The organism is Mycobacterium shimoidei (assembly GCF_900417275.1).
Taxonomy (GTDB): domain Bacteria; phylum Actinomycetota; class Actinomycetes; order Mycobacteriales; family Mycobacteriaceae; genus Mycobacterium; species Mycobacterium shimoidei.
In genome coordinates this window covers 257,886-282,975 of record NZ_UEGW01000001.1, presented here as the reverse complement: position 1 = coordinate 282,975, position 25,090 = coordinate 257,886, and the positions used below count along the sequence as shown (strand labels likewise).

The window sequence follows — 25,090 nt, the reverse complement described above, 5'->3', positions numbered from 1 at the left end:
CCGCACATTGGCGCGGCGGGCCGCGCACTAGACTGGCGCCGTGCTCATTGGTTCGCACGTACACCCGCAGGATCCGCTCGGCGCCGCCGAGGCCGAGGGCGCCGACCTGGTGCAGATCTTCCTCGGGAACCCGCAGAGCTGGAAAAAACCCAAACCGCGGGATGACGCGGCAACCCTGCGGGCGTCGTCGCTGCCGCTCTACGTCCACGCGCCGTACCTGATCAACGTCGCGTCGGCGAACAACCGGGTGCGGATCCCGTCGCGCAAGATCTTGCAGGACACCTGCGACGCGGCCGCCGAGATCGGCGCCGCCGCGGTGATCGTGCACGGCGGACATGTCGACGACGCCGACATCGAGGCCGGTTGTGAGCGCTGGCGCAAGGCAATGGAACGGCTTCAGACCGACGTGCCGGTGTACTTGGAGAACACCGCCGGCGGCGACCACGCGATGGCCCGGCACTTCGACACCATCGCCCGGCTCTGGGACGAAATCGGCGATACCGGTATCGGTTTCTGCCTGGACACCTGCCACGCGTGGGCGGCGGGCGAGGCGCTCGTTGACGCTGTCGATCGCATCAAGGCGATCACCGGCCGCATCGATCTGGTGCACTGCAACGACTCCCGGGATGCCGCCGGCTCGGGCGCCGACCGCCACGCCAACATCGGCGCCGGCAAGATCGATCCCGAGCTGTTGGTGGCGGTGGTGAAAGCGGCCAACGCGCCCGTCGTCTGCGAGACGGCCGACGAGGGCCGCAAAGACGACATCGCTTTTCTGCGCGATCGCACCGCGGATTGAGACATGGCCGCCCGGCTCGCGGTGATCGCGGCAGTCTTGTGCTGCATCGCCGGGTGTGCGCCATCGCATCAGGCGCGCGCGTCGGGCTTCGATGAAGGCACCAGCGTCCACACCCTGAGCGTCGGCGGAGTTGACCGCACCTATCTCCTGCACAAGCCGGCTGGGCTCTCGGCGTCCGCTCCACTTGTCGTCATGTTGCACGGCGGCTTCGGCAACGCCGAGCAAGCCGAAAGGACCTACGGCTGGGACCAATTGGCCGACTCCGCCCGGTTCGTGGTGGCCTATCCGGACGGCCTCAACCGGGCCTGGAACGTCGACGGCGGCGGCTGCTGTGGTCGGTCGGCCCGGGAAGGAGTCGACGACGTCGCTTTCATCACCGCCGCGGTCGGCGACATCAGCGACCACGTCGGCATCGATCCGGCACGCGTGTACGCCACCGGTATCAGCAACGGCGGCATCATGTCCTACACGCTGGCCTGCGCCACGAACCTGTTCGCCGCGATCGGCCCGGATTCGGCTATGCAGCTGACGGATTGCCAATCCCCGCATCCGGTATCGGTGATGCACATCCACGGCACGGCCGACCGTTTGGTTCGGTACGACGGCGGACCCGGCGCCGGCTTCGCTCACATCGACGGCCTCCCGGTGGAGGAGGTAAATGCGTTCTGGCGCAACGTCAATCACTGCGCGACACCGACGAGCAGTACGGTGGGCCGAATTACCGAGTCGACCGCGGCATGCCCCGAGGGCCGCAGCGTTGTGTTGATCACCGTCGAGGGCGGCGGGCACGAGTGGCCGCCATTCGCCACGCAGCGGCTGTGGGAGTTCTTCGCCGCCCACCCGCGCTGATCGTTACATCTCTTGTGCAGTTGTCGAGAAAATGTAACACTGGACTGATGTCAGACACGCATGTCGTCACGAACCAGGTTCCGCCCCTGGAAGAGCACAATCCCGCCAGCTCGCCGGTCCTCATCGAAGCGCTGATCCGCGAAGGCGGCGAGTGGGGCCTCGACGAGGTCACCGAGGTCGGCGCGATCTCCGGCTCGAAGCAGGCCCAACGCTGGGGTGAGCTGGCCAACCGCAACCGGCCGGTTCTGCACACCCATGACCGTCACGGCCACCGCATCGACGAGGTGGAATACGACCCCGCTTACCACGAGCTGATGCGCACCGCGATCGGCCACGGTCTGCACGCCGCACCCTGGGCGGATCCGCGCCCGGGCGCGCACGTCGTCCGCGCGGCCAAGACCTGCGTCTGGACCGCCGAACCCGGGCATATGTGCCCGATCTCGATGACCTACGCCGTCGTCCCGGCGTTGCGGTACAACCCCGAGCTCGCCGACGTCTACGAGCCGCTGTTGACCAGCCGCGAGTACGACCCCGAACTCAAGGTGCCGACAACGAAAGTCGGAATCACCGCCGGGATGTCGATGACCGAAAAGCAGGGCGGCTCCGATGTTCGGGCCAACACCACCCAGGCCACCCGCAACGCCGACGGCAGCTACAGCCTGACCGGCCACAAATGGTTCACCTCGGCGCCGATGTGTGACATCTTCCTGGTGCTCGCGCAGGCGCCCGACGGGTTGTCGTGCTTCCTGCTGCCTCGGGTGCTGCCCGACGGCACGCGCAACCGGATGTTCTTGCAGCGGCTCAAGGACAAACTCGGCAACCACGCCAACGCCTCCAGCGAGGTCGAGTACGACGGGGCCACCGCCTGGCTGGTCGGCGAGGAGGGCCGGGGTGTTCCGACCATCATCGAGATGGTCAACCTGACTCGCCTGGACTGTGCGCTGGGCAGCGCCACCAGCATGCGTACCGGTCTGACCCGCGCGGTGTATCACGCGCAGCACCGCAAAGCCTTCGGCGCCTATCTCATCGACCAGCCGCTGATGCGAAATGTGCTGGCAGATTTGGCTGTTGAAGCCGAGGCCGCCACCATGGTCGCCATGCGGATGGCCGGCGCCACCGACAACGCCGTGCGCGGCGACGAGACGGAGACCCTGCTGCGCCGCATCGGCCTGGCGGCCACCAAGTACTGGGTGTGCAAGCGGGCCACGCCGCACGCCGCCGAGGCGATGGAATGCCTGGGCGGCAACGGCTACGTCGAGGACTTCGGAATGGCGCGGCTGTATCGGGAGGCCCCGCTGATGGGCATCTGGGAGGGCTCCGGCAACGTCAGCGCGCTGGATACGCTGCGCGCCATGGGCACTCGCTCCGAATGCGTCGACGTTTTGTTCGCCGAGCTGGCCAACACGCACGGCCACGATCCGCGCCTGGACGCCCATGTCGAGCGTCTCAAGTCGCAGCTGGGTGATCTCGAAACGATCCAATACCGGGCCCGCAAGGTCGCCGAGGACATCTGCCTGGCGCTGCAGGGGTCGCTGCTGGTCCGGCACGGGCATCCCGCTGTCGCCGAGGCGTTTTTGGCGACTCGCCTGGGCGGTCAATGGGGCGGCGCGTACGGCACCATGCCCTCCGGGCTGGATCTGGCGCCGATTCTCGAGCGTGCGATGGTCAAGGGATCGTGACTCGCGCCGGCGACGATGCAGAACGAAGTGATGAGGAGGAGCGGCGCCGTTGACTCACGCGATCAGACCGGTCGACTTTGACAACTTGAAGACGATGACCTACGAGGTCACCGGTCGGGTTGCGCGCATCACCTTCAACCGCCCGGAAAAGGGCAACGCGATCGTCGCCGACACTCCGCTGGAGTTGTCCGCGTTGGTGGAGCGCGCCGACCTGGACCCGAACGTGCACGTGATCCTGGTGTCGGGGCGCGGTGAAGGGTTTTGCGCCGGTTTCGATCTCAGCGCGTATGCGGAGGGGTCGTCGTCGGCGGGTGGCGGCAGCGCCTACAAGGGCACCGTGCTGGACGGCAAGACCCAGGCGATCAACCATCAGCCCAACCAGCCGTGGGACCCGATGATCGACTACCAGATGATGAGCCGCTTCGTGCGCGGGTTCTCCAGCCTGATGCACGCCGACAAGCCCACGGTGGTCAAGATCCACGGCTACTGCGTCGCGGGCGGGACCGATATCGCGCTGCACGCCGACCAGGTGATCGCCGCCGCGGACGCCAAGATCGGCTACCCGCCGACCCGGGTCTGGGGCGTGCCCGCCGCGGGTCTGTGGGCCCATCGTCTCGGTGACCAGCGCGCCAAACGCCTTCTGCTGACCGGGGATTGCATCACCGGCGCCCAGGCCGCCGAGTGGGGCCTGGCGGTGGAGGCGCCGGCCCCGGAGGACCTCGACGAGCGCACCGAGCGCCTGGTGGAGCGCATCGCGGCCGTCCCGGTCAATCAGCTGATCATGGTCAAGCTCGCGTTGAATTCGGCGCTGCTGCAACAGGGTGTGGCGACCAGCAGAATGGTCAGTACCGTGTTCGACGGTATCGCACGCCACACGCCGGAAGGCCACGCTTTCGTCGCCGACGCGGTCGAACACGGCTTCCGCGAGGCGGTGCGCCACCGCGACGAGCCGTTCGGCGACTACGGCCGTCGAGCATCGCAGGTCTGACTCATGTCGAAGACGCTGGCGCGCATGACAGCCCGGTCGGTGGTGCTGTCGGTGCTGCTCGGCGCACATCCGGCATGGGCCACTGCCGCCGAATTGGTCAGGCTCACCAGCGATTTCGGTATCAAGGAATCCACCTTGCGTGTCGCATTGACGCGCATGGTCAGTGCCGGTGATCTGATCCGGTCTGCCGACGGCTACCGGCTCTCCGATCGGCTCCTGGCCCGGCAGCGTCGTCAGGACGAGGCGATAAGCCTGCGCACCCGACCGTGGCGCGGCAGCTGGATCATGCTGATCGTCACCAGCGTCGGGTCCGACGCGCGAACCCGCGCTGCATTACGAACCACCTTGTACAACAAGCGGTTCGGTGAACTGCGCGAAGGTGTCTGGATGCGTCCGGACAACCTGGATCTCGAGCTGAGCACCGATGTCCGCGCGTTGGTGCGCGTCATCACGGCCCACGACGACGCACCCGCCGAGCTGGCCGGCCAACTCTGGGACCTGCCCGGTTGGGCCGAGACCGGCTACCGCCTGCTCGACGAAATGACCACCGCCTCGGGGATTCCGGAAAGGTTCATGGTGGCCGCCGCAATGGTGCGCCACCTGCTCAGTGACCCGATGCTGCCGGCAGAACTGCTGCCCGACGACTGGCCGGGTGCGCAGGTGCGCGCGGCCTATCACGACTTCGCCGCCGAACTGACGAAGCGGCGCAACGGTGTTCAACTAGTGGAGGCGACATGAGCGACCCTGTGCGAGTAGAGCGCAATGGCCCGGTCACGACGGTGATTTTGAACCGGCCAGAAGCCCGGAATGCTGTCAACGGCCCGACGGCCACGGCGCTGTACGAAGCGTTCCAAGAGTTCGACCACGACGACTCGGCGTCGGTGGCGGTGCTATGGGGCGATCACGGAACATTCTGCGCCGGCGCGGATTTGAAGGCGATCGGGACACCCGAAGCCAACGCGGTACACCGGACGGGACCAGGCCCGATGGGTCCGACCCGCATGGTGCTGTCGAAACCGGTGATCGCCGCGGTGAGTGGATACGCGGTGGCCGGCGGGCTGGAATTGGCGCTGTGGTGCGATCTGCGGGTCGCCGAGGAAGACGCCGTGTTCGGGGTGTTCTGTCGGCGCTGGGGTGTGCCGCTGATCGACGGCGGTACCATCCGGCTACCGCGACTTATCGGGCAGAGCCGGGCGATGGACATGATTCTGACCGGTCGCGGCGTCGACGCCGCCGAAGCGTTGGCGATCGGGTTGGCCAATCGCGTTGTGCCCCAGGGGCAAGCCCGCGCGGCAGCCGAGGAGCTGGCCGCCCAGCTTGCTGCCCTGCCGCAACAGTGCATGCGGTCGGATCGGCTGTCGGCGCTGAACCAATGGGGCATGGCCGAATCCGAGGCGATGGATTACGAATTCGCGAGCATCTCGCGCGTTTCGGCCGAAGCGATGGCAGGCGCCAGCCGCTTTGCCGCCGGCGCCGGGCGCCACGGAGCCAGCGCTTAGCCCGGTCGCCGACTAGCCCTTGTTGACGGTGTTGTTGTTCCCCAGATTCTCGACTTGGGGGTCGCCGTCTTTGTAGGTGATCGTGTTGTTCAGGCCGACGATGTTGAGCCGCTTGTCGATCTTGTCGAAGGTGATTTTGTTGTCGGCGCCGCCGATGCTCACCGTCGAGCAGGTGCCGGTGACGGTCAGCGTGTTGTTGGAGCCGCCAACATTCAGCGACTTTCCGTCGCCGCAGTCGAGCTCGGTGGTGGTGCCGAAAGAGCCGTAGTTGATGGTGTTTCCGACCTCCAACTGTGCACCGGAGGTTCCGGTGGTGCTGCTGGTCGACGGGCTGGCCTGCTTGTCGTTCGAACCGCAGCCGGCGAGCGCGATGACCGCGAGGGCGGCCAGGGCGAAGAATCTGTGCGCGCGCATTGTTCCTCGATTCGATGGTTGCCGCTGTCACGCGCTGTCACGCCGCGCGGTTGATCCGGTTGGTCATGCCCAGTTCCCGGCCGCGGTCCCAGACGACCGGGTCGCCGTTGCGATACAGCACCGTTTCGTCGGAGCCGTAGACGATGATGTCGTTGATGACGGTGTCGGCGACCACGGTGTTACCGGAACCCATGACCGTCACCGCCCAGCAGGTTCCCAGCGCGTTGACGGTATTGCGTGTGCCGTTGACGTAGAGCGTGGCGTTGTTGCAGTCGATCGTCTGCTCGACACCTTCGCCGGTGACGTGGGTATCGCCGTTTTTGGCGAGCCCAGCCGGCGCGCCACCGGCAACCAGCAACGGGATTGCCACCGCGCCGGCAGCCAACAGGCGGCGGGGGGTCGTCCAGTTCACCGCGGGCTCCTCTCGCCGTAGCGGGTGCTCTGCTAGAGCAGAGCCTACGTGCGTTGGCCAGGCACGGAAGCCGTCTTCGGTGCTTTTGCAGACGGCGCCGATAGTCGGCTCGATGTCGGGCCGCCTCCCGCGGCCAGCGTCGTCGGCAGACTAGAGTTTTTGCTGAACGACGATCCGTCGCGCACGCGCGTCTACGCACTTCGAAGGGCGATTGCCATGCCAGCTGACCCCGACCCTCTGGCCGGTCGGTCACGTGCCGGGGGCAAGTCCGTCGCGCGCCCGACGAGGCTTAGCCGCGAGATCATCATCAACGCCGCGCTGACTTTCCTGGACCGGGAAGGCTGGGACGCACTGACCATCAACGCGTTGGCGACCCAGCTGGGAACCAAGGGGCCGTCGCTGTACAACCACGTGCACAGCCTGGACGACCTGCGCCGCACGGTGCGCATGCGGGTGATCGACGACATCATCACGATGCTCAACCGGGTCGCCGAGGGCCGCGTCGGCGACGATGCGGTGCTGGTCATGGCCGGTGCGTACCGCAGCTACGCCCACCACCACCCGGGCCGATACTCGGCGTTCACCCGGATGCCACTGAGCGGGGATGACCCCGAATTCGCCGCCGCGACCCGGGCGGCGGCCGCACCGGTAATGGCGGTGTTGTCCTCCTACGGTCTGAACGCCGAACAAGCCTTCTACGCGGCGCTGGAGTTCTGGTCGGCAATGCACGGGTTTGTGCTGCTGGAAATGACCGGTGCCATGGCCGACATCATCGACACCGACACCTTGTTCTCCGACATGGTGTTGCGTCTGGCGGCGGGCATCGAGCGCCGCAGCGCAGCCACCGGCGGCTAACCTGATCGCGGCCGTGCCGACGGGACGCCGTCGCTTTTGACCAGCGCGACCAGCGGCAGGTATTGTGGAGGATCGTGCCTGGCCCCGTACGGCGCCTTGGGTGAGCCAAGGTGCGCAGGCCGGGCCCATTCGCATGTCCATGACGCCACGGATGAATTCGGGGCCGACGCGTGCGACACACCCGGCCGCGGGGTAGCGGGTCCGACTCGGGGCGGGGATAACTGCAGTACAGGGACTTACAACAGAAAGCTGGTAGATGCCAACCATTCAGCAGCTGGTGCGCAAGGGACGCCGCGACAAGATCGGCAAGGTCAAGACCGCGGCGCTCAAGGGCAGCCCTCAGCGTCGTGGCGTGTGCACTCGCGTGTACACCACCACCCCGAAGAAGCCGAACTCGGCCCTTCGGAAGGTGGCGCGCGTCAAGCTGACCAGCCAGGTTGAGGTCACGGCTTACATCCCGGGCGAGGGGCACAACCTGCAGGAGCACTCGATGGTGCTGGTGCGCGGCGGCCGAGTGAAGGACCTGCCGGGCGTCCGCTACAAGATCATCCGCGGCTCGCTGGACACCCAGGGCGTCAAGAACCGCAAGCAGGCCCGCAGCCGCTACGGCGCCAAGAAGGAGAAGAGCTGATGCCGCGCAAGGGGCCCGCGCCAAAGCGTCCGCTGGTCAACGACCCGGTCTACGGGTCGCAACTGGTGACCCAGCTGGTCAACAAAGTTCTCCTGAAAGGGAAGAAATCGCTCGCCGAACGCATTGTTTATGGTGCGCTCGAACACGCTCGCGAGAAGACCGGCACCGATCCGGTGATCACGCTCAAGCGAGCCCTCGACAACGTAAAGCCGGCATTGGAGGTGCGCAGCCGCCGCGTCGGTGGTGCCACCTATCAGGTGCCCGTCGAGGTGCGGCCGGACCGGTCCACCACGCTGGCGTTGCGGTGGCTGGTCACCTTCTCCCGGCAACGGCGAGAAAAGACCATGATCGAGCGCCTGGCAAACGAGATCCTGGATGCCAGCAACGGCCTCGGGGCCTCCGTGAAGCGGCGTGAGGACACCCACAAGATGGCCGAGGCGAACCGGGCCTTCGCGCACTATCGCTGGTAGGAGCTGCTGAGGCGATTCCGTCGGCAGGGTGGCCGACGGCGACAAGACATTAACCAAGACATCAACTGAGTAACCGAAAGAGTGGGAAGACTTCTGTGGCACAGAAGGACGTGCTGACTGACCTGAGCAAGGTACGCAACTTCGGCATCATGGCGCACATCGATGCCGGCAAGACGACGACGACCGAGCGCATCCTCTACTACACCGGCATCAACTACAAGATCGGTGAGGTGCACGACGGCGCCGCCACCATGGACTGGATGGAGCAGGAGCAAGAGCGGGGGATCACCATCACCTCCGCCGCCACCACCACGTTCTGGAAAGACCACCAGCTCAACATCATTGACACCCCGGGCCACGTCGACTTCACCGTCGAGGTGGAGCGCAACCTGCGGGTACTCGACGGTGCCGTCGCGGTGTTCGACGGCAAGGAGGGTGTTGAGCCGCAGTCCGAGCAGGTGTGGCGACAGGCCGACAAGTACAACGTGCCGCGGATCTGTTTCGTCAACAAGATGGACAAGATCGGCGCGGACTTCTACTTCTCGGTCAAGACGATGGAGGAGCGGCTCGGCGCCAACGCCGTGCCGATCCAGTTGCCGATCGGTTCCGAGAGTGAATTCGAGGGTGTCGTCGACCTGGTCGAGATGAACGCCAAGGTCTGGCGCGGCGAAACCAAACTCGGCGAGACCTACGACACCATCGACATCCCGGCCGAATTGGCCGAGACCGCCGAGGAATACCGCACCAAGCTGCTTGAGGTCGTCGCCGAAACCGACGAGGAGCTGCTGGAGAAGTACGTCGGCGGCGAGGAAATCAGTGTCGACGAGATCAAAGCCGCGATCCGCAAGCTCACCATCGCCAGCGAGATCTACCCGGTGCTGTGCGGCAGCGCGTTCAAGAACAAGGGCGTGCAGCCGATGCTCGACGCGGTGGTCGACTATCTGCCGTCGCCACTGGATCTGCCGCCCGCCACCGGGCACGCGCCCGGTAATGAGGACGAGGAGATCGTGCGGCGCGCCAGCACCGACGAGCCGTTCTCGGCGCTGGCGTTCAAGATCGCCACGCACCCGTTCTTCGGGAAGCTGACCTACATCCGGGTCTACTCGGGCACCGTCGAGTCGGGCAGCCAGGTGATCAACGCCACCAAGGGCAAGAAGGAGCGGCTGGGCAAGCTGTTCCAGATGCACTCGAACAAGGAGAACCCTGTCGAGCGTGCATCGGCCGGACACATCTACGCGGTCATCGGCCTGAAGGACACCACCACCGGGGACACGCTGTGCGATCCGAACGACCAGGTCGTGCTGGAGTCGATGACGTTCCCCGACCCGGTGATCGAGGTGGCCATCGAGCCCAAGACCAAGAGCGACCAGGAGAAGCTGAGCCTGTCGATCCAGAAGCTCGCCGAGGAGGACCCGACCTTCAAGGTGCACCTGGATCAGGAGACCGGCCAGACCGTCATCGGCGGGATGGGTGAGCTGCACCTGGACATCCTGGTTGACCGCATGCGCCGCGAATTCAAGGTCGAGGCCAACGTCGGCAAGCCGCAGGTGGCGTACAAAGAGACGATTCGCCGCAAGGTCGAGCACGTCGAGTACACCCACAAGAAGCAGACCGGCGGCTCGGGCCAGTTCGCGAAGGTCATCATCACCGTCGAGCCGTTCACCGGCGAAGACGGCGCCACCTACGAGTTCGAGAACAAGGTCACCGGCGGACGGGTGCCCCGCGAGTACATCCCGTCGGTGGACGCCGGAGCCCAGGACGCCATGCAATACGGTGTGCTGGCCGGCTATCCGCTGGTGAATCTCAAGGTCACGCTGGAAGACGGCGCGTTCCACGAGGTGGACTCGTCGGAAATGGCGTTCAAGATCGCCGGTTCGCAGGCGCTGAAGAAAGCGGCTGCACAGGCTCAGCCGGTGATCCTGGAACCGATCATGGCTGTCGAGGTCACCACGCCCGAGGATTACATGGGCGACGTGATCGGCGACCTGAACTCCCGCCGTGGCCAAATCCAGGCCATGGAGGAGCGGGCAGGTGCACGTGTGGTCAAAGCGCATGTGCCGCTGTCGGAGATGTTCGGCTACGTCGGCGATCTGCGGTCGAAGACCCAGGGCCGGGCGAACTACTCCATGGTGTTCGACTCGTACGCTGAAGTGCCGGCGAACGTGTCGAAGGAGATCATCGCTAAGGCGACGGGCGAGTAGCCAGACCCTTACGAGTAAGCTTGCCCGGTCAGTACCGCGGCACAACTGAAGAAATCCACACTGCTTTAACGAGCACCAACCAGTCCAGGAGGACACAGAAGTGGCGAAGGCGAAGTTCGAGCGGACGAAGCCGCACGTCAACATCGGGACCATCGGTCACGTTGACCACGGCAAGACCACGCTGACCGCGGCTATCACCAAGGTTTTGCACGACAAGTACCCGGACTTGAACGAGTCGAAGGCATTCGACCAGATCGACAACGCGCCCGAGGAACGTCAGCGCGGCATCACGATCAACATCGCGCACGTGGAGTACCAGACCGAGAAACGGCACTACGCCCACGTCGACGCGCCGGGCCACGCCGACTACATCAAGAACATGATCACCGGGGCCGCCCAGATGGACGGCGCGATCCTGGTTGTCGCCGCCACGGACGGGCCGATGCCGCAGACCCGCGAGCACGTGCTGCTTGCCCGCCAGGTCGGGGTGCCCTACATCCTGGTGGCGCTGAACAAGGCCGACATGGTCGACGACGAGGAGCTGCTCGAGCTCGTCGAGATGGAGGTCCGCGAGCTGCTGGCCGCCCAGGAGTTCGACGAGGATGCTCCCGTCATCCGGGTATCGGCGCTCAAGGCGCTCGAGGGCGACCCGAAGTGGGTCGGCAGCATCGAGGAGCTGATGACCGCCGTCGACGAGTCGATTCCGGACCCGGTCCGCGAGACCGACAAGCCGTTCCTGATGCCCGTCGAGGACGTGTTCACCATCACCGGCCGTGGCACGGTCGTCACCGGCCGTGTCGAGCGCGGTGTGATCAACGTCAACGAGGAAGTCGAGATCGTCGGCATCCGGCCGGAAACCACCAAGACCACCGTCACCGGTGTGGAGATGTTCCGCAAGCTGCTCGACCAGGGGCAGGCCGGCGACAACGTCGGTCTGTTGTTGCGCGGTGTGAAGCGTGAGGACGTCGAGCGCGGCCAGGTGGTGACCAAGCCGGGCACCACCACCCCGCACACCGAGTTCGAGGGCCAGGTGTACGTGCTGTCCAAGGACGAGGGTGGGCGGCACACGCCGTTCTTCAACAACTACCGTCCGCAGTTCTACTTCCGCACCACCGACGTGACCGGTGTGGTGACGCTGCCGGAGGGCACCGAGATGGTGATGCCCGGTGACAACACCAACATCCAGGTGAAGCTGATCCAGCCTGTCGCCATGGACGAGGGTCTGCGCTTCGCGATCCGTGAGGGTGGGCGCACCGTGGGCGCCGGCCGGGTCACGAAGATCATCAAGTAGCCCCGCGCTACGCAAACCGCAATGCGGCGCTCATCCGAAAGGGTGAGCGCCGCATTGCGTTGCGCGCTAGTCTCATTCAATCTCCGGCAAACCGCCCGAGGAGAGAGGACGGCGGATCATGCTGTGGCGTTACGTCAAAACCCAACTGTTCGTGCTGCTGTGCGGCGGCCTGGTCGGGCCGATATTTCTGGCGGTCTACTTCGCACTCGGACAACTCACCGAGCTGAAGTGGATGTTCTACGTCGGTCTGCTGCTCACCGCAGCAGACGTACTGATCGCGCTGGGGCTGACCAGCTTCAGCGCCAAATCCGCCGCGAAGGTACAACAGCTCGAGCAGAGCGGAGTGCTGGCGCTGGCACAGATCATGGCGATCAAAGAGACCGGCACACGCATCAACGAGCAACCGCTGGTCAAACTGCAGTTGCGCATCGCCGGATCCGGATTCACCGCTTTTGACACCGAAGATCGGGTGATCGCGAGCGTCAGCCGACTCGGCAACATCACCGCGCGCAAGCTGGTGGTGCTCGTCGATCCCAACACCCAGGAGTACCGAATCGACTGGGAGCGAAGCGCTTTGGTCAATGGTTTGGTGCCTGCACAGTTCACCTTGGCCGAGGACAACAAGACTTACGACCTGAGCGGACAAGCGGGGCCGCTCATGGAGATCCTGCAGATCCTCAAGGCCAACAACATCGCGCTGAACCAGATGGTCGACGTGCGCTCGAATCCGATGGTCCGCCAGCAGATTCAGGCGGTGGTGCGTCGGGCTGTCGAGCAGCAGGCCCAACCCGCGCCGGCGTCCGTCGGCCAACCGGCGGTGACGTCGGCAGCTGTGGGCGCATCACCGGAAATATCGATCGGCGAACGGCTACAGGAGCTGGAGAGACTGCGTCAGTCGGGTGCGCTGACCGACGAGGAGTACGCCAACAAGCGGGCACAGATCATCGCTGAGATCTGACTAGAACCGGAGTCCGCCCGCCGACTAGAACACGTTTCAGTTTAGCTGCTAGCCTGAGCGTGAGTCGGCGAAAGGGGCTGCAGTGTCCGCACCATTGCAAGGGCGGGTGGCATTTGTCACCGGTGCTGCTCGCGGTCAGGGACGCTCGCACGCCGTCCGGCTGGCGCGGGAGGGCGCCGACATCATGGCGCTGGACATCTGTGCGCCGGTGTCGGACTGCCTCACCTACAAGCCGGCCACCCCGGAGGATCTCGCCGAGACCGTCCGCGCGGTGGAGGCCGAAGGACGCAAGATCCTGGCCCACGAAGTCGATATCCGCGACGACGCGGCGCTGCGTCAGCTGGTTGCCGACGGCGTCGAGCAATTCGGCCGGCTCGACATCCTGGTCGCCAACGCCGGAGTACTCAACTGGGGGCGCATCTGGGAGCTCACCGACGAGCAGTGGAACACCGTCATCGACGTCAACCTGACCGGCACTTGGCGCACGCTGCGCGCCGCAGTGCCCGCGATGATCGAGGCCGGCAACGGCGGCTCGATCGTGGTGGTCAGCTCCTCGGCCGGCCTCAAGGCCACGCCGGGAAACGGCCACTACTCGGCGACCAAACACGGACTCGTCGCGCTGACCAATACGCTGGCAATCGAGCTCAGCGAGTTCGGCATCCGGGTCAACTCCATTCACCCGTATTCGGTCGACACACCGATGATCGAGCCCGACCTGATGATGCAAGTGTTCGCCGAGCACCCGCATTACATACACAGCTTCGGGCCGATGCTGTTGCAGCCCAAGGGGTTCATGAGCGCCGACGAAGTCGCCGACGTCGTCGCCTGGCTCGCGGGCCCCGGCTCGGGCACGTTGACGGGGGCGCAGATCCCGGTCGACAAGGGCGTCTTGAAGTACTAGGCCCCTGGGGTACCGCCCCCATCGGCGGGCGGGATCGTGTATGAACTCCACGTGACCAGTAGCGCAGGCAACGGGATCGTGATCGTCGGCGGGGGGCTCGCGGCGGCACGGACCGCCGAACAACTCCGCAAATCCGAGTACACCGGTCCGGTGACCATCGTCAGCAACGAAGCGCGTCTCCCGTACGACCGGCCGCCGCTGTCCAAAGAGGTGCTGCGCAGCGAGGTCGACGACGTGACCCTCAAGCCGCGGGAGTTCTACGACGAACACGACATCACGTTGCGCCTCGAATCGGCAGCCACCAGCGTGGACACCGTCGCGCAGACGGTGACTGTGAGCGACGGGACGGTGCTGGGCTACGACAAGCTCGTCATCGCGACCGGCCTGGTGCCGCGGCGCATTCCGGCGTTTCCCGACCTCGACGGCATCCGGGTGTTGCGGTCGTACGACGAAAGCCTCGCGCTGCGCAAGCACGCGGCGAGCGCACATCGAGCCGTCGTGGTCGGGGCCGGCTTCATCGGTTGCGAGGTCGCGGCCAGCCTGCGCGGTATGGGGGTCGAGGTGGTGCTCGTCGAACCGCAGCCCGCCCCGCTGGCGCTGGTCCTCGGTGAGCAGATCGGTGAGCTGGTAGCGCGGCTGCACCGCGCCGAGGGTGTCGACGTGCGCACCGGCGTCGGTGTCGCCGAGGTTCGTGGTCAAGACGACGTCGACACCGTGGTGCTGACCGATGGCACCGAGGTGACTGCCGACCTGGTGGTGGTCGGGATCGGGTCGCGCCCGGCCACCGAGTGGCTCGAGGGCAGTGGCATCGAGGTGGACAACGGGGTGGTCTGCGATGCCGCCGGCCGTACCAGCGCTCCCAATGTGTGGGCGCTCGGCGACGTCGCGTCCTGGCGCGACCCGACGGGGCACCAAGTGCGGGTGGAGCATTGGAGCAACGTGGCCGAACAGGCGCGCGTCGTGGTGCCCGATCTGCTGGGCCAAGACGTGCCGACGAAGCCCGTCGTGCCGTACTTCTGGAGCGACCAGTACGACGTCAAGATCCAATGTCTGGGCGAGCCGCAGGCCACCGACATCGTGCATCTGGTCGAAGACGACGGCCGCCGGTTCCTGGCGTACTACGAACGAGACGGCGTGGTGGCCGGTGTCGTGGGCGCCGGCATGCCCGGCAAAGTGATGAAGACACGCGCCAAAATCGCTGCAGCCGCGCCGATTTCGGACGTGCTCGGCTAGCCGCCTAGAAGCTACGCCCAGGTCACCGGCGGGCCGTGCGGCGAACACTCTGCGAGCAATTCATCGTCGCCGTCGGGCCAGCTGCGGGCCTGCACGACAAACGCGATCGCAGAACCGGGTGAGCGTCGCTGCGGCTCCAGCCGCAGATGCACGAACGGTGAGCGGGACCCGGCTTGTGCTGCCACGGCTTCGATCCCGGCTGCGACGGCTGCCTGCTCCTCGCGGGACAGATACTGCCAGGTGATCGAATGCCACAGCACGGTCAACGTATCCGGCGCAACAGCGAGATCGGCGACGGCGTCGGTGGCACTGCGGCGCTGCAGCCGCACCGGAACCTCCCGGGCAACGCGGATCGCACCGCGTAACCGGCTCAGCCGCACCGTCATATCGGGCCAGACAAAGCTCAGCAGTGTGAGCTCACCGTCGCGGCTGGTGGCATCGATCGGCGCGATGTCATAGCCCCGGCGCGCGACGATCCGTAGGGAGGTGTCCGGCGGCAATGTCCCGCGCCACGCGTCATCGATCCTCACCGGCGAATCGAGGCGACCCCACCGACCGCCGCGATAGCGATAGCAGTAGTGGTCCGCGCGCAGGTTCAGCCCGGCACTGCACCCGATCTCGAAAAGCCTTATCGGCAAATCGAATCGGCGACTCAACATCAGAAGTGCACCGATCAGCGCGGCCGCTCGGCCCACCTCGTTGGTTTGCGGCGGGACAGCGAGCGCGGCGCGCAGCTCTTCGGTCCGCTCTAGCACGGTTTGCGCGATGGCCGGCCAGGCCGCCTGTGCGTCCCACTGGCCGCCGGTGCTCGGATACCAGCGACGCAATGCCGGGGCACGCCCGTCGAGCACCACCCGGTGCAGCCCGCCCAGCAGTCGCAATGGCACCGCCTGCCGCAAAGAAACGTCTTCGTGCCCGGCCAAAACGTCGGCGAAGACACCGCCGGCGTCGACGTCGTCGGCCATTCGATCGAGCAGGTCACCGTACATCGGGGAACCCAGTTCGGCGCAGGCACGGCCTTGCACCCGCAGCGAGCGCACCAGATGGCCGGTCACGTGGGCCGTTCCAGCCGATCCAGCCCGGCGCCGACGACGTCGAAAGCGTTCCCGAGGGCTTGCTGCAAGGAGACGGAGTCGTCGTCGAGCCAGTGCTCATAAGCACTCAGCGCCACCCCGAGCATCATCCACGCAACTGTCTGTGGCAGTAGGTCTTCGAGCTTGGTGGAGGTTCGGCGCGCCACGAACGCCGCGATGACCTCACGCCAACCGGCGTACATGGTCATCGAATACGCTTGCAGCTCAGCAGTTTGCAGGATCACGCGCATGCGCTGGCGGTGCCGCAACGTTTCCGATTCGTCGAAGGTGTTGAACGCCAACAATGCCGCCCGCAGCGCCTTCCCCAACGGCATGTTTGGATCCAGCTGATCGAGCAGCTCGCGCAGGTGCTGCAGGTGAGCGTCGAAATCACCCCATGGGATCGCGTTTTTGGAGGCGTAATAGCGGAACACGGTTCGGCGGGCGATGCCGGCGGCCTGCGCGACGTCGTCCACGCTGACCTCGGCGAAACCGCGGGACGCGAACAGGTCCAAAGCCACGTCGGTGATGTGCTGCGGTGTCGTCGAGCGACGCCGACCCACCCGCGCACCAGGCAGCATGCCCCGCCCTTTCGTTCTGGCACTCGATGCCATATTCTGGCTAGATTGTGACCGGGCCGACACCCCCTTGTCGAGCCCCCGAGGAGGAAAGGCAGCTCATGGAGCCGACCCAGAACAACGACGCCGACACCGAGCTCGTCACCGAGACCCTGGTGGAAGAGGTGTCCATCGACGGCATGTGCGGGGTCTACTGACCGTGCCACGCCCCGGTGAGGGGTTTGATTGCCCGGCTTCTCCTCGGGCCGTTGCACGGCCCGCATCGTCGCCGGGTTTCGATCCCGACGTCGCCTGGCGGCTGCACCCGCAAGTCGCCGTGCGCCCCGAGCCATTCGGCGCGTTGCTGTATCACTTCGGCACGCGCAGGCTTTCGTTCTTGAAGAACCGCACGATCCTGAGCGTGGTGCAGTCGCTGGCCGATCACTCTGACGCGCGTGCCGCGTGCCGCGCCGCCGGAGTCGAGGACGCCCAACAGCGGCCGTACCTGCACGCGCTCGGGGTGCTGGCCGACTCCAACATGCTGGTGCCCGGGGAGTGTCAGTGACATCAGCGACATCGGCTGTCCCGAGCCTCGTCGAGCAGTTCGAACACGGGCTGGATGCCCCGATCTGCTTGACCTGGGAGCTGACCTACGCGTGCAACCTGTCGTGCGTGCACTGCCTGTCGTCGTCGGGCAAACGTGACCCGCGCGAGCTTTCCACTGGGCAGTGCAAGGACATCATCGACGAGCTGGAACGCATGCAGGTGTTCTACGTCAACATCGGTGGTGGCGAACCGACTGTGCGGCCGGACTTTTGGGAGCTCGTCGACTACGCCACCGCGCACCATGTGGGCGTCAAGTTCTCCACCAACGGTGTGCGGATCACCCCGGAGGTCGCCGCGCGGCTGGCGGCCAGCGACTACGTCGACGTGCAGATCTCCCTGGACGGCGCGACCGCGGACGTCAACGATGCGGTGCGCGGCCCGGGGTCCTACGCCATGGCCATCCGGGCGCTGGAGAACCTGGCCGCCGCAGGGTTCTCCGACGCCAAGATCTCGGTGGTGGTTACCCGCCACAACGTAGGCCAGCTCGACGAATTCGCCTCACTGGCAAGCCGTTACGGAGCCACGCTGCGAATCACCCGGTTGCGGCCCTCCGGTCGGGGCGCCGACGTCTGGGACGACTTGCACCCGACCGCCGATCAGCAGGTGCAGCTCTACGACTGGCTGGTCGCCAAGGGCGAGCGGGTGCTGACCGGTGACTCGTTCTTCCATCTGTCGGGGCTCGGCGATCCCGGTGCGCTGGCCGGGCTGAACATGTGCGGGGCCGGCCGGGTGGTCTGTTTGATCGACCCGGTCGGTGACGTGTATGCCTGCCCATTCGCCATCCATGACCGCTTTCTGGCAGGAAACGTGTTGTCCGACGGCGGTTTTGACAACGTCTGGAAGAACGCGCCGCTGTTCCGGGAGTTGCGCGAGCCGCAATCGGCCGGCGCGTGCAACAGCTGCAGCCATTACGACAGCTGCCGCGGCGGCTGCATGGCGGCCAAGTTCTTCACCGGTCTGCCACTGGACGGCCCGGATCCCGAATGCGTGCAAGGCCACGGTGCGCCCGCGCTGGCCCGCGAACGCGACAAACCGCGCCCGGCCGGCGACCACTCCCACGGCCGGCGCGCCGGCGGACCCGTGCCGCTGACCCTGACCCGGCGCCCGCCGCGCCGCCGGTGCGACGAAAGCCCGGTATAGCGGTGGCACGGGACACCTGGTTCGAGACGGTCGCGATCGCGCAGCGGCGCGCCCAGCGGCGCCTGCCCAAGTCGGTTTATGCCGCCTTGATCGCCGCCAGCGAAAGGGGCGTCACCGCCGCCGACAACGTGGAAGCGTTCAGCGAGCTGGGCTTCGCGCCTCATGTGGTCGGCGCCGTCGAGAAGCGTGATCTCTCGACGACCGTAATGGGGCAAGACATTTCGATTCCGGTGATCATCTCGCCGACTGGTGTGCAGGCGGTCGACCCGGACGGCGAGGTGGCCGTTGCCCGAGCCGCCGCCGCACGCGGCACCGCCATGGGGCTGTCCTCGTTCGCCAGCAAGCCGATCGAAGAGGTCATCGCCGCCAACCCCAAACTGTTCTTCCAGGTGTACTGGCTGGGTGGGCGCGACGCGATCGCCGAGCGCGTCGAGCGGGCCCGCGCCGCCGGCGCCGTCGGCCTGATCGTGACGACGGACTGGACGTTCTCGCACGGGCGAGACTGGGGAAGCCCGAAGATCCCCGAGCAGATGAACCTCGGCACGATTCTGCGGCTCTCGCCGCAGGCGATCACCCGGCCGGGCTGGCTGTGGAAGTACGCCAAGACGCTGCGGCCGCCGAACCTGCGGGTGCCCAACCAAGCCCGCAAGGGGGAGCCCGGTCCGCCGTTCTTCAGCGCCTACGGGGAATGGATGACGACGCCGCCGCCGACGTGGGAAGACATCGCGTGGCTGCGCGAGCTGTGGGGCGGCCCGTTCATGCTCAAGGGCGTGATGCGGGTCGACGACGCCAAAAGAGCCGTCGACGTGGGTGTTTCGGCGATCTCGGTGTCTAATCACGGTGGCAACAACCTCGACGGAACTCCGGCGACAATCCGGGCTTTGCCGGCCGTGGCGGATGCGGTCGGCGACCAGGTCGAGGTGTTGCTCGACGGTGGGATCCGCCGCGGCAGCGACGTCGTCAAGGCAATGGCGCTGGGCGCGCGAGCGGTCATGATCGGCCGGGCCTACCTGTGGGGTCTGGCCGCCGCCGGACAAGCGGGCGTGGAAAACGTGCTCGACATCATGCGCAGCGGAATCGACAGCGCGCTGATGGGCCTCGGCTACGCCGCCGTCCGCGACCTCGGCCGCGACGACCTCGTGGTGCCCCCGGAGTTTGTCCGTGCGCTGGGGGTGCCCGCCGCGGACCACCGGTGACGGAGTCGACCGGGATCGTGATACTCGCGGGGCAGGCGTGGCTGTGGTGACCGATCATGAGCAGACCAGTGGCAGCCGATAAAAAATTTATCCGTCAGGAATCAACAACCGCTGCACGCCAGGTGAATTCGTCCTACCATCGGCAAGTGGCCGTCCTCGGCGAACTCGGCAGCTCGACATCGAGCCAGCTCCGAGGCACGCCGCAGGCCCTGATCATCCCGGTCGGATCCACCGAACAGCACGGTCCGCACCTGCCGCTGGACACCGACACCCGGATTGCGACCGCCGTCGCCGGCGCGGCTGTCACCCGTCTTGGCGAGCTCTCGACGGGTCTGCATTGGTCGAGCGCCCCGGCCATCGGCTACGGCGACAGCGGCGAGCATCAGAGCTTCCCCGGCACAATCTCGATCGGCACCGAGGCGCTGGCCACCATGCTGATCGAGTTCGGCCGGTCGGCCAGCTGCTGGGCGCGGCGGTTGCTCTTTGTCAACGGCCACGGCGGCAACGCTGCGGCACTGAACCGCGCGGTGCGGCTGCTGCGGTCCGAAGGACGTGACGCGGCCTGGTGTGCCTGCACGGTGAGCGGGGCCGATGCGCACGCCGGTCACACCGAAACGTCAGTGTTGCTGTATATTTCGCCGACCGATGTGCAGACCGGACAGTGGTGCGCGGGCAACAGCGCCCCGTTAGCCGAACTGCTGCCGTCGATGCGGCGTGGCGGAGTCGCGGCAGTCAGCGAGGTGGGCGTGTTGGGCGATCCGACGACGGCGACCGCGGACGAGGGGAAGCGGATCTTCACTGAAATGGTCGACGGCTGTGTGCGCCGGGTCGCACGCTGGGTACCCGGCCCGGACGGAATGTTGACATGACCCAGGCACGGTTGCCGGACGGATTCGCTGTCCAGGTCGACCGCCGTGTGCGGGTGCTCGGCCACGGGTCCACCCTGCTGGGCGGCTCGCCTACCCGGCTGCTGCGCCTGGCGCCGGCCGCGCAGAACATGCTGACCGACGGCCGGCTCAAAGTGCAGGATGCGGTCAGCGCGGAGCTGGCGCGCACCTTGCTCGATGCGACGGTGGCGCATCCGCGACCCGCGGGCGGGCCGTCGCACCGTGACGTGACCGTAGTAATTCCGGTGCGCAACAACACTTCTGGAGTACGACGGCTGGTGGCGTCGCTGCGCGGCCTGCGTGTCGTCGTCGTCGACGACGGTTCGTCGTCACCCATCGTGGAGGAAGACTTCGCCGACGCACACTGTGACGTTCAGGTGCTGCGACACCCGGTGAGCCGCGGTCCTGCGGCGGCACGCAACACCGGGCTGGCCAGGTGCACGACCGACTTCGTCGCGTTTCTGGACTCCGACGTGGTTCCGCGCCGCGGCTGGCTGGAAGCACTGCTCGGTCATTTCTGCGACCCCACCGTCGCGTTGGTCGCCCCGCGCATCGTCGGGCTGGCGCAAAGCGATCACTTGGTGGCCCGGTACGAGGCGGTGCGCTCGTCGCTGGATCTCGGCCAGCACGAGGCGCCCGTCATCCCCTACACGCACGTGGCCTACGTTCCGAGCGCGGCGATTATCTGTCGTCGGTCGACGCTGATCGACGTCGGTGGCTTCGATGAGAATCTGCGCTCCGGCGAAGACGTCGATCTTTGCTGGCGGCTGGTGGAAGCCGGTGCGCGGTTGCGTTACGAGCCGATCGCATTGGTGGGTCACGATCACCGCACCGATTTGCGCGATTGGCTGGCCCGCAAAGCGTTCTACGGCGGTTCGGCAGCGCCGTTGTCGGACCGTCATCCGGATAAGACCGCGCCACTGGTGATTTCCGGTTGGGCGCTGGCCGCCTGGATCCTGATGGCGATCGGTTCGGGGTTGGGTTATTTCACCTCGCTGATTGTCGCCGCGGTAACAGGACGGCGAATCGCCAAAACGATGGAAGGCCCTGACACCCAGGTATGGGATGTCCTGACGGTTGCTACCCGCGGACTCTCGTCGGCGGCGCTGCAGCTGGCGTCGGCAATCTGCCGGCACTACTGGCCGGTGGCACTGCTTGCCGCGGTCGTGTCGCGGCACTGTCGACGCACGGTGCTGATCGCCGCTGTCGTCGACGGAGTGGTCGATTGGTATCGTCGCCGAGGCGCCACCGACGACGAGGAGAGACCGATCGGGCTGCTGAGCTATCTGCTGCTCAAACGTGTCGACGACCTAGCCTACGGAATCGGGTTGTGGTACGGAGTGGTGCGGCAACGCAACATCAAGCCGCTCAAGCCGCAGATCCGGGTCTAACTGCCCGTTGACCGCCGCCGCCTTCCACAGCGATGTCCTGATCATCGGTGCGGGTAGCGCGGGCTGCGTTGTGGCCGAACGGCTTTCCGCGGATCCCAGCTGTGCGGTGGTGGTCTTGGAAGCCGGCCCGGGACTCGCCGACCCCGGATTGTTGGCACAGACCGCCAACGGTCGGCAGCTGCCCATCGGCGAGGCCAGCCCGCTGGTGCTGCGCTACCGGACAGAGCTCACCGAGCAGCCGGTGCGTGAGATGCCGATCATGCGCGGTGCCACCGTCGGCGGTTCCGGTGCGGTCAACGGCGGCTACTTCTGCCGCGCCCTGGCCCGCGACTTCGACGGATACGGTCTGCCCGGGTGGACATGGTCTGACGTCGCCGACCATTTCCGCGCGATCGAAACCGATCTGGATTTCACCGGGCCGGCCCACGGTGACAGTGGTCCGATACCGGTTCAGCGCACCAGCGAAATCGTCGGCAGTACAGCTGCTTTCGTGTCCGCTGCGCAGGCAACCGGCTTTGCGTGGATCGATGACCTCAACGATGTCGAGGCCCTGCCGCCGGTGGGCGTGGGCGCGGTGCCGCTCAACATCGTCGACGGGGTGCGCACCGGCCCGGGCGCCGCGTTCCTGATGCCGGCGCTGACGCGACCCAACCTGACCCTGCTGACACGGACGCGGGTGGTGCGGCTGCGGTTCTCGGGCAACCGCGCCGTCGGGGTCGACGCGATCGGCCCGGGCGGTTTGACGACCGTGACGGCCGATCGAATCGTACTGTGCGCCGGTGCAATCGAATCAGCACATCTGCTGATGCTGTCGGGTGTCGGCAACGAGGCCATGTTGCGCGCGGTCGGGCTGGACGTGGTGAGCCCGTTGCCGGTTGGTGAGGCGTGCAGCGACCACCCCGAATGGGTGGTGCCGACGAACTGGGCGGTTGCCCCCGGCCGGCCCGTCCTGGAGGTCGTGCTCGCCGCGCCTGAGGACATCGAGATACGGCCCTACACCGGGGGTTTCGTGGCGATGGTCGGGGACGGCAGCCCCGGACATCCGGACTGGCCGCACATCGGTGTGGCGCTCATGCGGCCACGAGCACGAGGGCGCATCACGCTGGTGTCCGCCGACCCGCTGGTACAGCCGCGGATCGAGCACCACTACGACAGCGAACCGGCGGACATCGCCGCCCTGCAGCGAGGTAGCGACCTTGCTCGCCAATTAGCCAGCACTGCAACGGAAGTCGGTGAGCCCGCATGGTCGACATCGCAGCACCTGTGCGGCAGCGCGCCGATGGGCGCCGAAGACGATCCGCACGCCGTGGTCGATCACCGCTGCCGGGTCCTCGGTATCGACGGACTGTGGGTGATCGACGGCTCAATACTCCCGGTGATCACCAGCCGCGGACCGCACGCCACGATCGTCATGCTCGGCCACCGTGCGGCAGAGTTCGTCGACTGAGTTACGCCGCCGAGACCTGAACTGGCGCACCCAGCGCAATTGCCGGCCGTCCGGCCCCGGGGCCCAGGCGCCGATAAGCGCGGCCGCGACGGCGATGATGATCGCCAGGACCAAGACCGAGGATTCCATGGCCTGCAGGAACGCGGCCCGGCTGATGTCGGCGAGCTGAGTGCCCTGCGGCCCAAGGTGTTTGGCAATGTTGAGGGCCTGGGCCAGTGAGTTCGACGCCGGTCCACGTATCGGCTCGGGGAAATCGGCCAACTGCCCTCCGAGCACCTGGCCGTACCGGGCAGCCAGTATCGATCCGGCCAGCGCGATGCCCAGAGCGGCGCCCACTTCGCGGGTAGTGTCGTTGACCGCTGAGGCAACACCCTGTTTTTCGTCGGGTACCGCGGCCATGATCGCCGAAGTGCTCGGAGCGGTGCAGAATCCGATTCCGGTACTCACCACCAGCAACGGCCACATCATGTCCCAGTACGGCGAATCGACTTCGAGCACACGTAGCCACACAAAGCCGGCCGATATGAGCAGCAGACCGGTGAACGTCACCAGCCGCAAACCCAATCGCGGCAAATACCACTGGGACAACAGCGAAAGCGTCAGCATCGGCACCATCAACGGACTGAAGGCCAAGGCGGTCTGCATCGGGCTGTAGCCCATCACCAGCTGCATGAACTGCATCATGACGAAGAAGAACCCGAACATCGCAATAAAAAACGTCGTAATCGTCGCCGCGCCGGTCGCGAAGTCCGGTCTGCCGAACAACCGAACGTCGAGCAGGGGATACCGCCTTTTCACCTCGACAACTCCGAAGCCCACCGCCAGCAGCGTCCCGGCCCCCAGCGTCGTGTAGACGAGGGGATCGGTCCATCCGCGCTCCGGTGCCTCGACGACACCGAAGACGAAAACCGCCACAGCGCCCCCGATCAGCACGGCACCCGGCCAATCAAGTGGAATGGCCCGTTCGTCGCGTGAGGACGACACCGTGCACGCCAGCACGAAGATCAGTGTTGCGCCGCCGGCGAACGCCCAGAAAATGGATTGCCAGGGCCAGAAGTGCAGCAGCGTGCCGGATCCGAGCATTCCGATGACCCCGCCACATCCCGCGACGCCCGCCCAAATGCCCACCGCCTTCATGCGTTCGTCGTTGCGGTAAGCGGCGGTCAGCAGCGACAGGGTGGCGGGCATGATGAAGGCCGCGCCGGCGCCGGCGACGCCCCGGGTGACGATGATCTGCCAGGGACCGCTGACGACTGCACCCACTGCTGAGGCGATCGCGAACGTTGCCAGCCCGAAGAGCAACGCGCCGCGCCGACCGTAACGATCACCGATAGCCCCGGCCGGCAACAGCAGGCACGCCAAAACAACGGTGTAACCATCCACCACCCACGTCAGTTGCGACTGCGTCGCCGAGGTCGCGATCGCGATATCGCCCAGCGCGGTGTTGAACGCGACCATCGACGAGATCACCAGCGACACGCCCATGCAGGCCACGACCACTGTCCAGATTCGCGCGCGCTGAGAGCCGAGCGCCGGCGCCGCATCGCTACGCTCGTTGGATTGCGTGCCAATATCGACCACGGCGGTGGTGTCCTTTCGCGGCGGAGGAGATTTTT

The 25,090-nt window shown here is 66.3% G+C and carries 26 protein-coding genes; 21 read left to right on the top strand and 5 right to left on the bottom strand.

Going from position 1 to position 25,090, the window contains the following annotated elements:
- The first annotated feature begins 40 nt into the window (after positions 1-40).
- Genes MSP7336_RS01475 through MSP7336_RS01450 form a run of 6 tightly spaced genes read left to right on the top strand, consistent with a single transcriptional unit; the run spans position 41 to position 5,811 of the window.
- Positions 41-796: a deoxyribonuclease IV gene (locus MSP7336_RS01475; protein WP_113962883.1), complete on the top strand. Its 756-nt coding sequence runs from the start codon at positions 41-43 to the stop codon at positions 794-796.
- 3 nt (positions 797-799) lie between these two features.
- Positions 800-1,645: an extracellular catalytic domain type 1 short-chain-length polyhydroxyalkanoate depolymerase gene (locus tag MSP7336_RS01470; protein WP_113962882.1), complete on the top strand. Its 846-nt coding sequence runs from the start codon at positions 800-802 to the stop codon at positions 1,643-1,645.
- A 47-nt stretch (positions 1,646-1,692) separates the two neighbouring features.
- A complete protein-coding gene (locus MSP7336_RS01465) occupies positions 1,693-3,324 on the top strand; it encodes an acyl-CoA dehydrogenase family protein (RefSeq protein WP_113962881.1) in 1,632 nt (543 codons plus the stop codon).
- Positions 3,325-3,373: 49 nt separating this feature from the next.
- Entirely contained in the window at positions 3,374-4,312 is a 939-nt protein-coding gene (locus tag MSP7336_RS01460) for a crotonase/enoyl-CoA hydratase family protein (protein ID WP_069395685.1), read from the top strand.
- Positions 4,313-4,327: 15 nt separating this feature from the next.
- The gene (locus MSP7336_RS01455; RefSeq protein ID WP_113964715.1) at positions 4,328-5,050 is read left to right on the top strand and encodes a PaaX family transcriptional regulator C-terminal domain-containing protein; all 723 of its coding nucleotides are present in this window, start codon (positions 4,328-4,330) and stop codon (positions 5,048-5,050) included.
- Positions 5,047-5,811 carry a crotonase/enoyl-CoA hydratase family protein gene (locus tag MSP7336_RS01450; protein ID WP_113962880.1) on the top strand — a complete coding sequence of 255 codons (765 nt, stop codon included), beginning with the start codon at positions 5,047-5,049 and terminating at the stop codon, positions 5,809-5,811. Before MSP7336_RS01455 ends, MSP7336_RS01450 begins: the two co-directional genes overlap by 4 nt.
- A 12-nt stretch (positions 5,812-5,823) precedes the next feature.
- Here MSP7336_RS01450 and MSP7336_RS01445 read toward each other — a convergent pair whose 3' ends face one another.
- Together MSP7336_RS01445 and MSP7336_RS01440 are read right to left on the bottom strand one after the other, a co-directional pair.
- Positions 5,824-6,225 carry a DUF3060 domain-containing protein gene (locus tag MSP7336_RS01445; protein WP_069395682.1) on the bottom strand — a complete coding sequence of 134 codons (402 nt, stop codon included), beginning with the start codon at positions 6,223-6,225 and terminating at the stop codon, positions 5,824-5,826.
- A gap of 37 nt (positions 6,226-6,262) precedes the next feature.
- Positions 6,263-6,637, bottom strand: coding sequence for a DUF3060 domain-containing protein (locus tag MSP7336_RS01440; protein WP_069395681.1), 375 nt, complete (start codon positions 6,635-6,637; stop codon positions 6,263-6,265).
- A 216-nt stretch (positions 6,638-6,853) separates the two neighbouring features.
- Between MSP7336_RS01440 and MSP7336_RS01435 the strand changes: the two genes are divergently transcribed.
- From MSP7336_RS01435 to MSP7336_RS01400, 8 genes are all read left to right on the top strand, one after another.
- Positions 6,854-7,492, top strand: coding sequence for a TetR/AcrR family transcriptional regulator (locus tag MSP7336_RS01435; protein WP_069395749.1), 639 nt, complete (start codon positions 6,854-6,856; stop codon positions 7,490-7,492).
- A gap of 256 nt (positions 7,493-7,748) precedes the next feature.
- Positions 7,749-8,123, top strand: coding sequence for a 30S ribosomal protein S12 (rpsL, locus tag MSP7336_RS01430; RefSeq protein WP_003879423.1), 375 nt, complete (start codon positions 7,749-7,751; stop codon positions 8,121-8,123).
- Positions 8,123-8,593: a 30S ribosomal protein S7 gene (rpsG, locus tag MSP7336_RS01425; protein ID WP_069395680.1), complete on the top strand. Its 471-nt coding sequence runs from the start codon at positions 8,123-8,125 to the stop codon at positions 8,591-8,593. The genes rpsL and rpsG overlap by 1 nt, the downstream gene beginning before the upstream one ends.
- A gap of 95 nt (positions 8,594-8,688) precedes the next feature.
- Positions 8,689-10,794, top strand: coding sequence for an elongation factor G (fusA, locus tag MSP7336_RS01420; RefSeq protein WP_113962879.1), 2,106 nt, complete (start codon positions 8,689-8,691; stop codon positions 10,792-10,794).
- A gap of 100 nt (positions 10,795-10,894) precedes the next feature.
- On the top strand, positions 10,895-12,085 hold the full coding sequence (tuf, locus tag MSP7336_RS01415) for an elongation factor Tu (protein WP_069395678.1): 1,191 nt from the start codon (positions 10,895-10,897) through the stop codon (positions 12,083-12,085).
- 118 nt (positions 12,086-12,203) lie between these two features.
- Positions 12,204-13,043: an SHOCT domain-containing protein gene (locus tag MSP7336_RS01410; RefSeq protein WP_113962878.1), complete on the top strand. Its 840-nt coding sequence runs from the start codon at positions 12,204-12,206 to the stop codon at positions 13,041-13,043.
- 82 nt (positions 13,044-13,125) lie between these two features.
- Entirely contained in the window at positions 13,126-13,944 is an 819-nt protein-coding gene (locus tag MSP7336_RS01405; RefSeq protein WP_113962877.1) for a mycofactocin-coupled SDR family oxidoreductase, read from the top strand.
- 36 nt (positions 13,945-13,980) lie between these two features.
- Entirely contained in the window at positions 13,981-15,177 is a 1,197-nt protein-coding gene (locus MSP7336_RS01400) for an NAD(P)/FAD-dependent oxidoreductase (RefSeq protein WP_069395675.1), read from the top strand.
- Between the two features lie 11 nt (positions 15,178-15,188).
- On the opposite strand, the gene MSP7336_RS01395 is transcribed toward MSP7336_RS01400, so the two are convergent.
- On the bottom strand, positions 15,189-16,232 hold the full coding sequence (locus tag MSP7336_RS01395; protein ID WP_069395674.1) for a DUF2332 domain-containing protein: 1,044 nt from the start codon (positions 16,230-16,232) through the stop codon (positions 15,189-15,191).
- Entirely contained in the window at positions 16,229-16,831 is a 603-nt protein-coding gene (mftR, locus tag MSP7336_RS01390) for a mycofactocin system transcriptional regulator (RefSeq protein ID WP_181786500.1), read from the bottom strand. The genes MSP7336_RS01395 and mftR overlap by 4 nt, the downstream gene beginning before the upstream one ends.
- A 98-nt stretch (positions 16,832-16,929) precedes the next feature.
- Here mftR and mftA point away from each other — a divergent pair, with 98 nt between their 5' ends.
- The 7 genes from mftA to mftG all read left to right on the top strand — a co-directional run bounded on the left by mftA (position 16,930) and on the right by mftG (position 23,474).
- Complete coding sequence (gene mftA / locus MSP7336_RS01385) at positions 16,930-17,025, top strand: mycofactocin precursor MftA (RefSeq protein ID WP_069395672.1); 96 nt, start codon at positions 16,930-16,932, stop codon at positions 17,023-17,025.
- Positions 17,010-17,372, top strand: coding sequence for a mycofactocin biosynthesis chaperone MftB (mftB, locus tag MSP7336_RS01380; protein ID WP_372507682.1), 363 nt, complete (start codon positions 17,010-17,012; stop codon positions 17,370-17,372). Before mftA ends, mftB begins: the two co-directional genes overlap by 16 nt.
- Positions 17,369-18,553: a mycofactocin radical SAM maturase gene (gene mftC / locus MSP7336_RS01375; RefSeq protein ID WP_069395670.1), complete on the top strand. Its 1,185-nt coding sequence runs from the start codon at positions 17,369-17,371 to the stop codon at positions 18,551-18,553. The genes mftB and mftC overlap by 4 nt, the downstream gene beginning before the upstream one ends.
- 2 nt (positions 18,554-18,555) lie before the next feature.
- Positions 18,556-19,749, top strand: a complete 1,194-nt coding sequence (mftD, locus tag MSP7336_RS01370; RefSeq protein WP_181786498.1) for a pre-mycofactocin synthase MftD — start codon at positions 18,556-18,558, stop codon at positions 19,747-19,749.
- Between the two features lie 122 nt (positions 19,750-19,871).
- On the top strand, positions 19,872-20,618 hold the full coding sequence (mftE, locus tag MSP7336_RS01365; RefSeq protein WP_069395668.1) for a mycofactocin biosynthesis peptidyl-dipeptidase MftE: 747 nt from the start codon (positions 19,872-19,874) through the stop codon (positions 20,616-20,618).
- Positions 20,615-22,027 (top strand): mycofactocin biosynthesis glycosyltransferase MftF, encoded by a 1,413-nt coding sequence (gene mftF, locus MSP7336_RS01360; protein ID WP_069395667.1) that lies wholly within the window; start codon positions 20,615-20,617, stop codon positions 22,025-22,027. The genes mftE and mftF overlap by 4 nt, the downstream gene beginning before the upstream one ends.
- A 7-nt stretch (positions 22,028-22,034) precedes the next feature.
- Complete coding sequence (mftG, locus tag MSP7336_RS01355; protein WP_113962874.1) at positions 22,035-23,474, top strand: mycofactocin dehydrogenase MftG; 1,440 nt, start codon at positions 22,035-22,037, stop codon at positions 23,472-23,474.
- Here mftG and MSP7336_RS01350 read toward each other — a convergent pair.
- Positions 23,391-25,055 (bottom strand): MFS transporter, encoded by a 1,665-nt coding sequence (locus MSP7336_RS01350; protein ID WP_113962873.1) that lies wholly within the window; start codon positions 25,053-25,055, stop codon positions 23,391-23,393. The two genes, mftG and MSP7336_RS01350, sit on opposite strands and share 84 nt — an antisense overlap.
- Between the last annotated feature and the right edge of the window lie 35 nt (positions 25,056-25,090).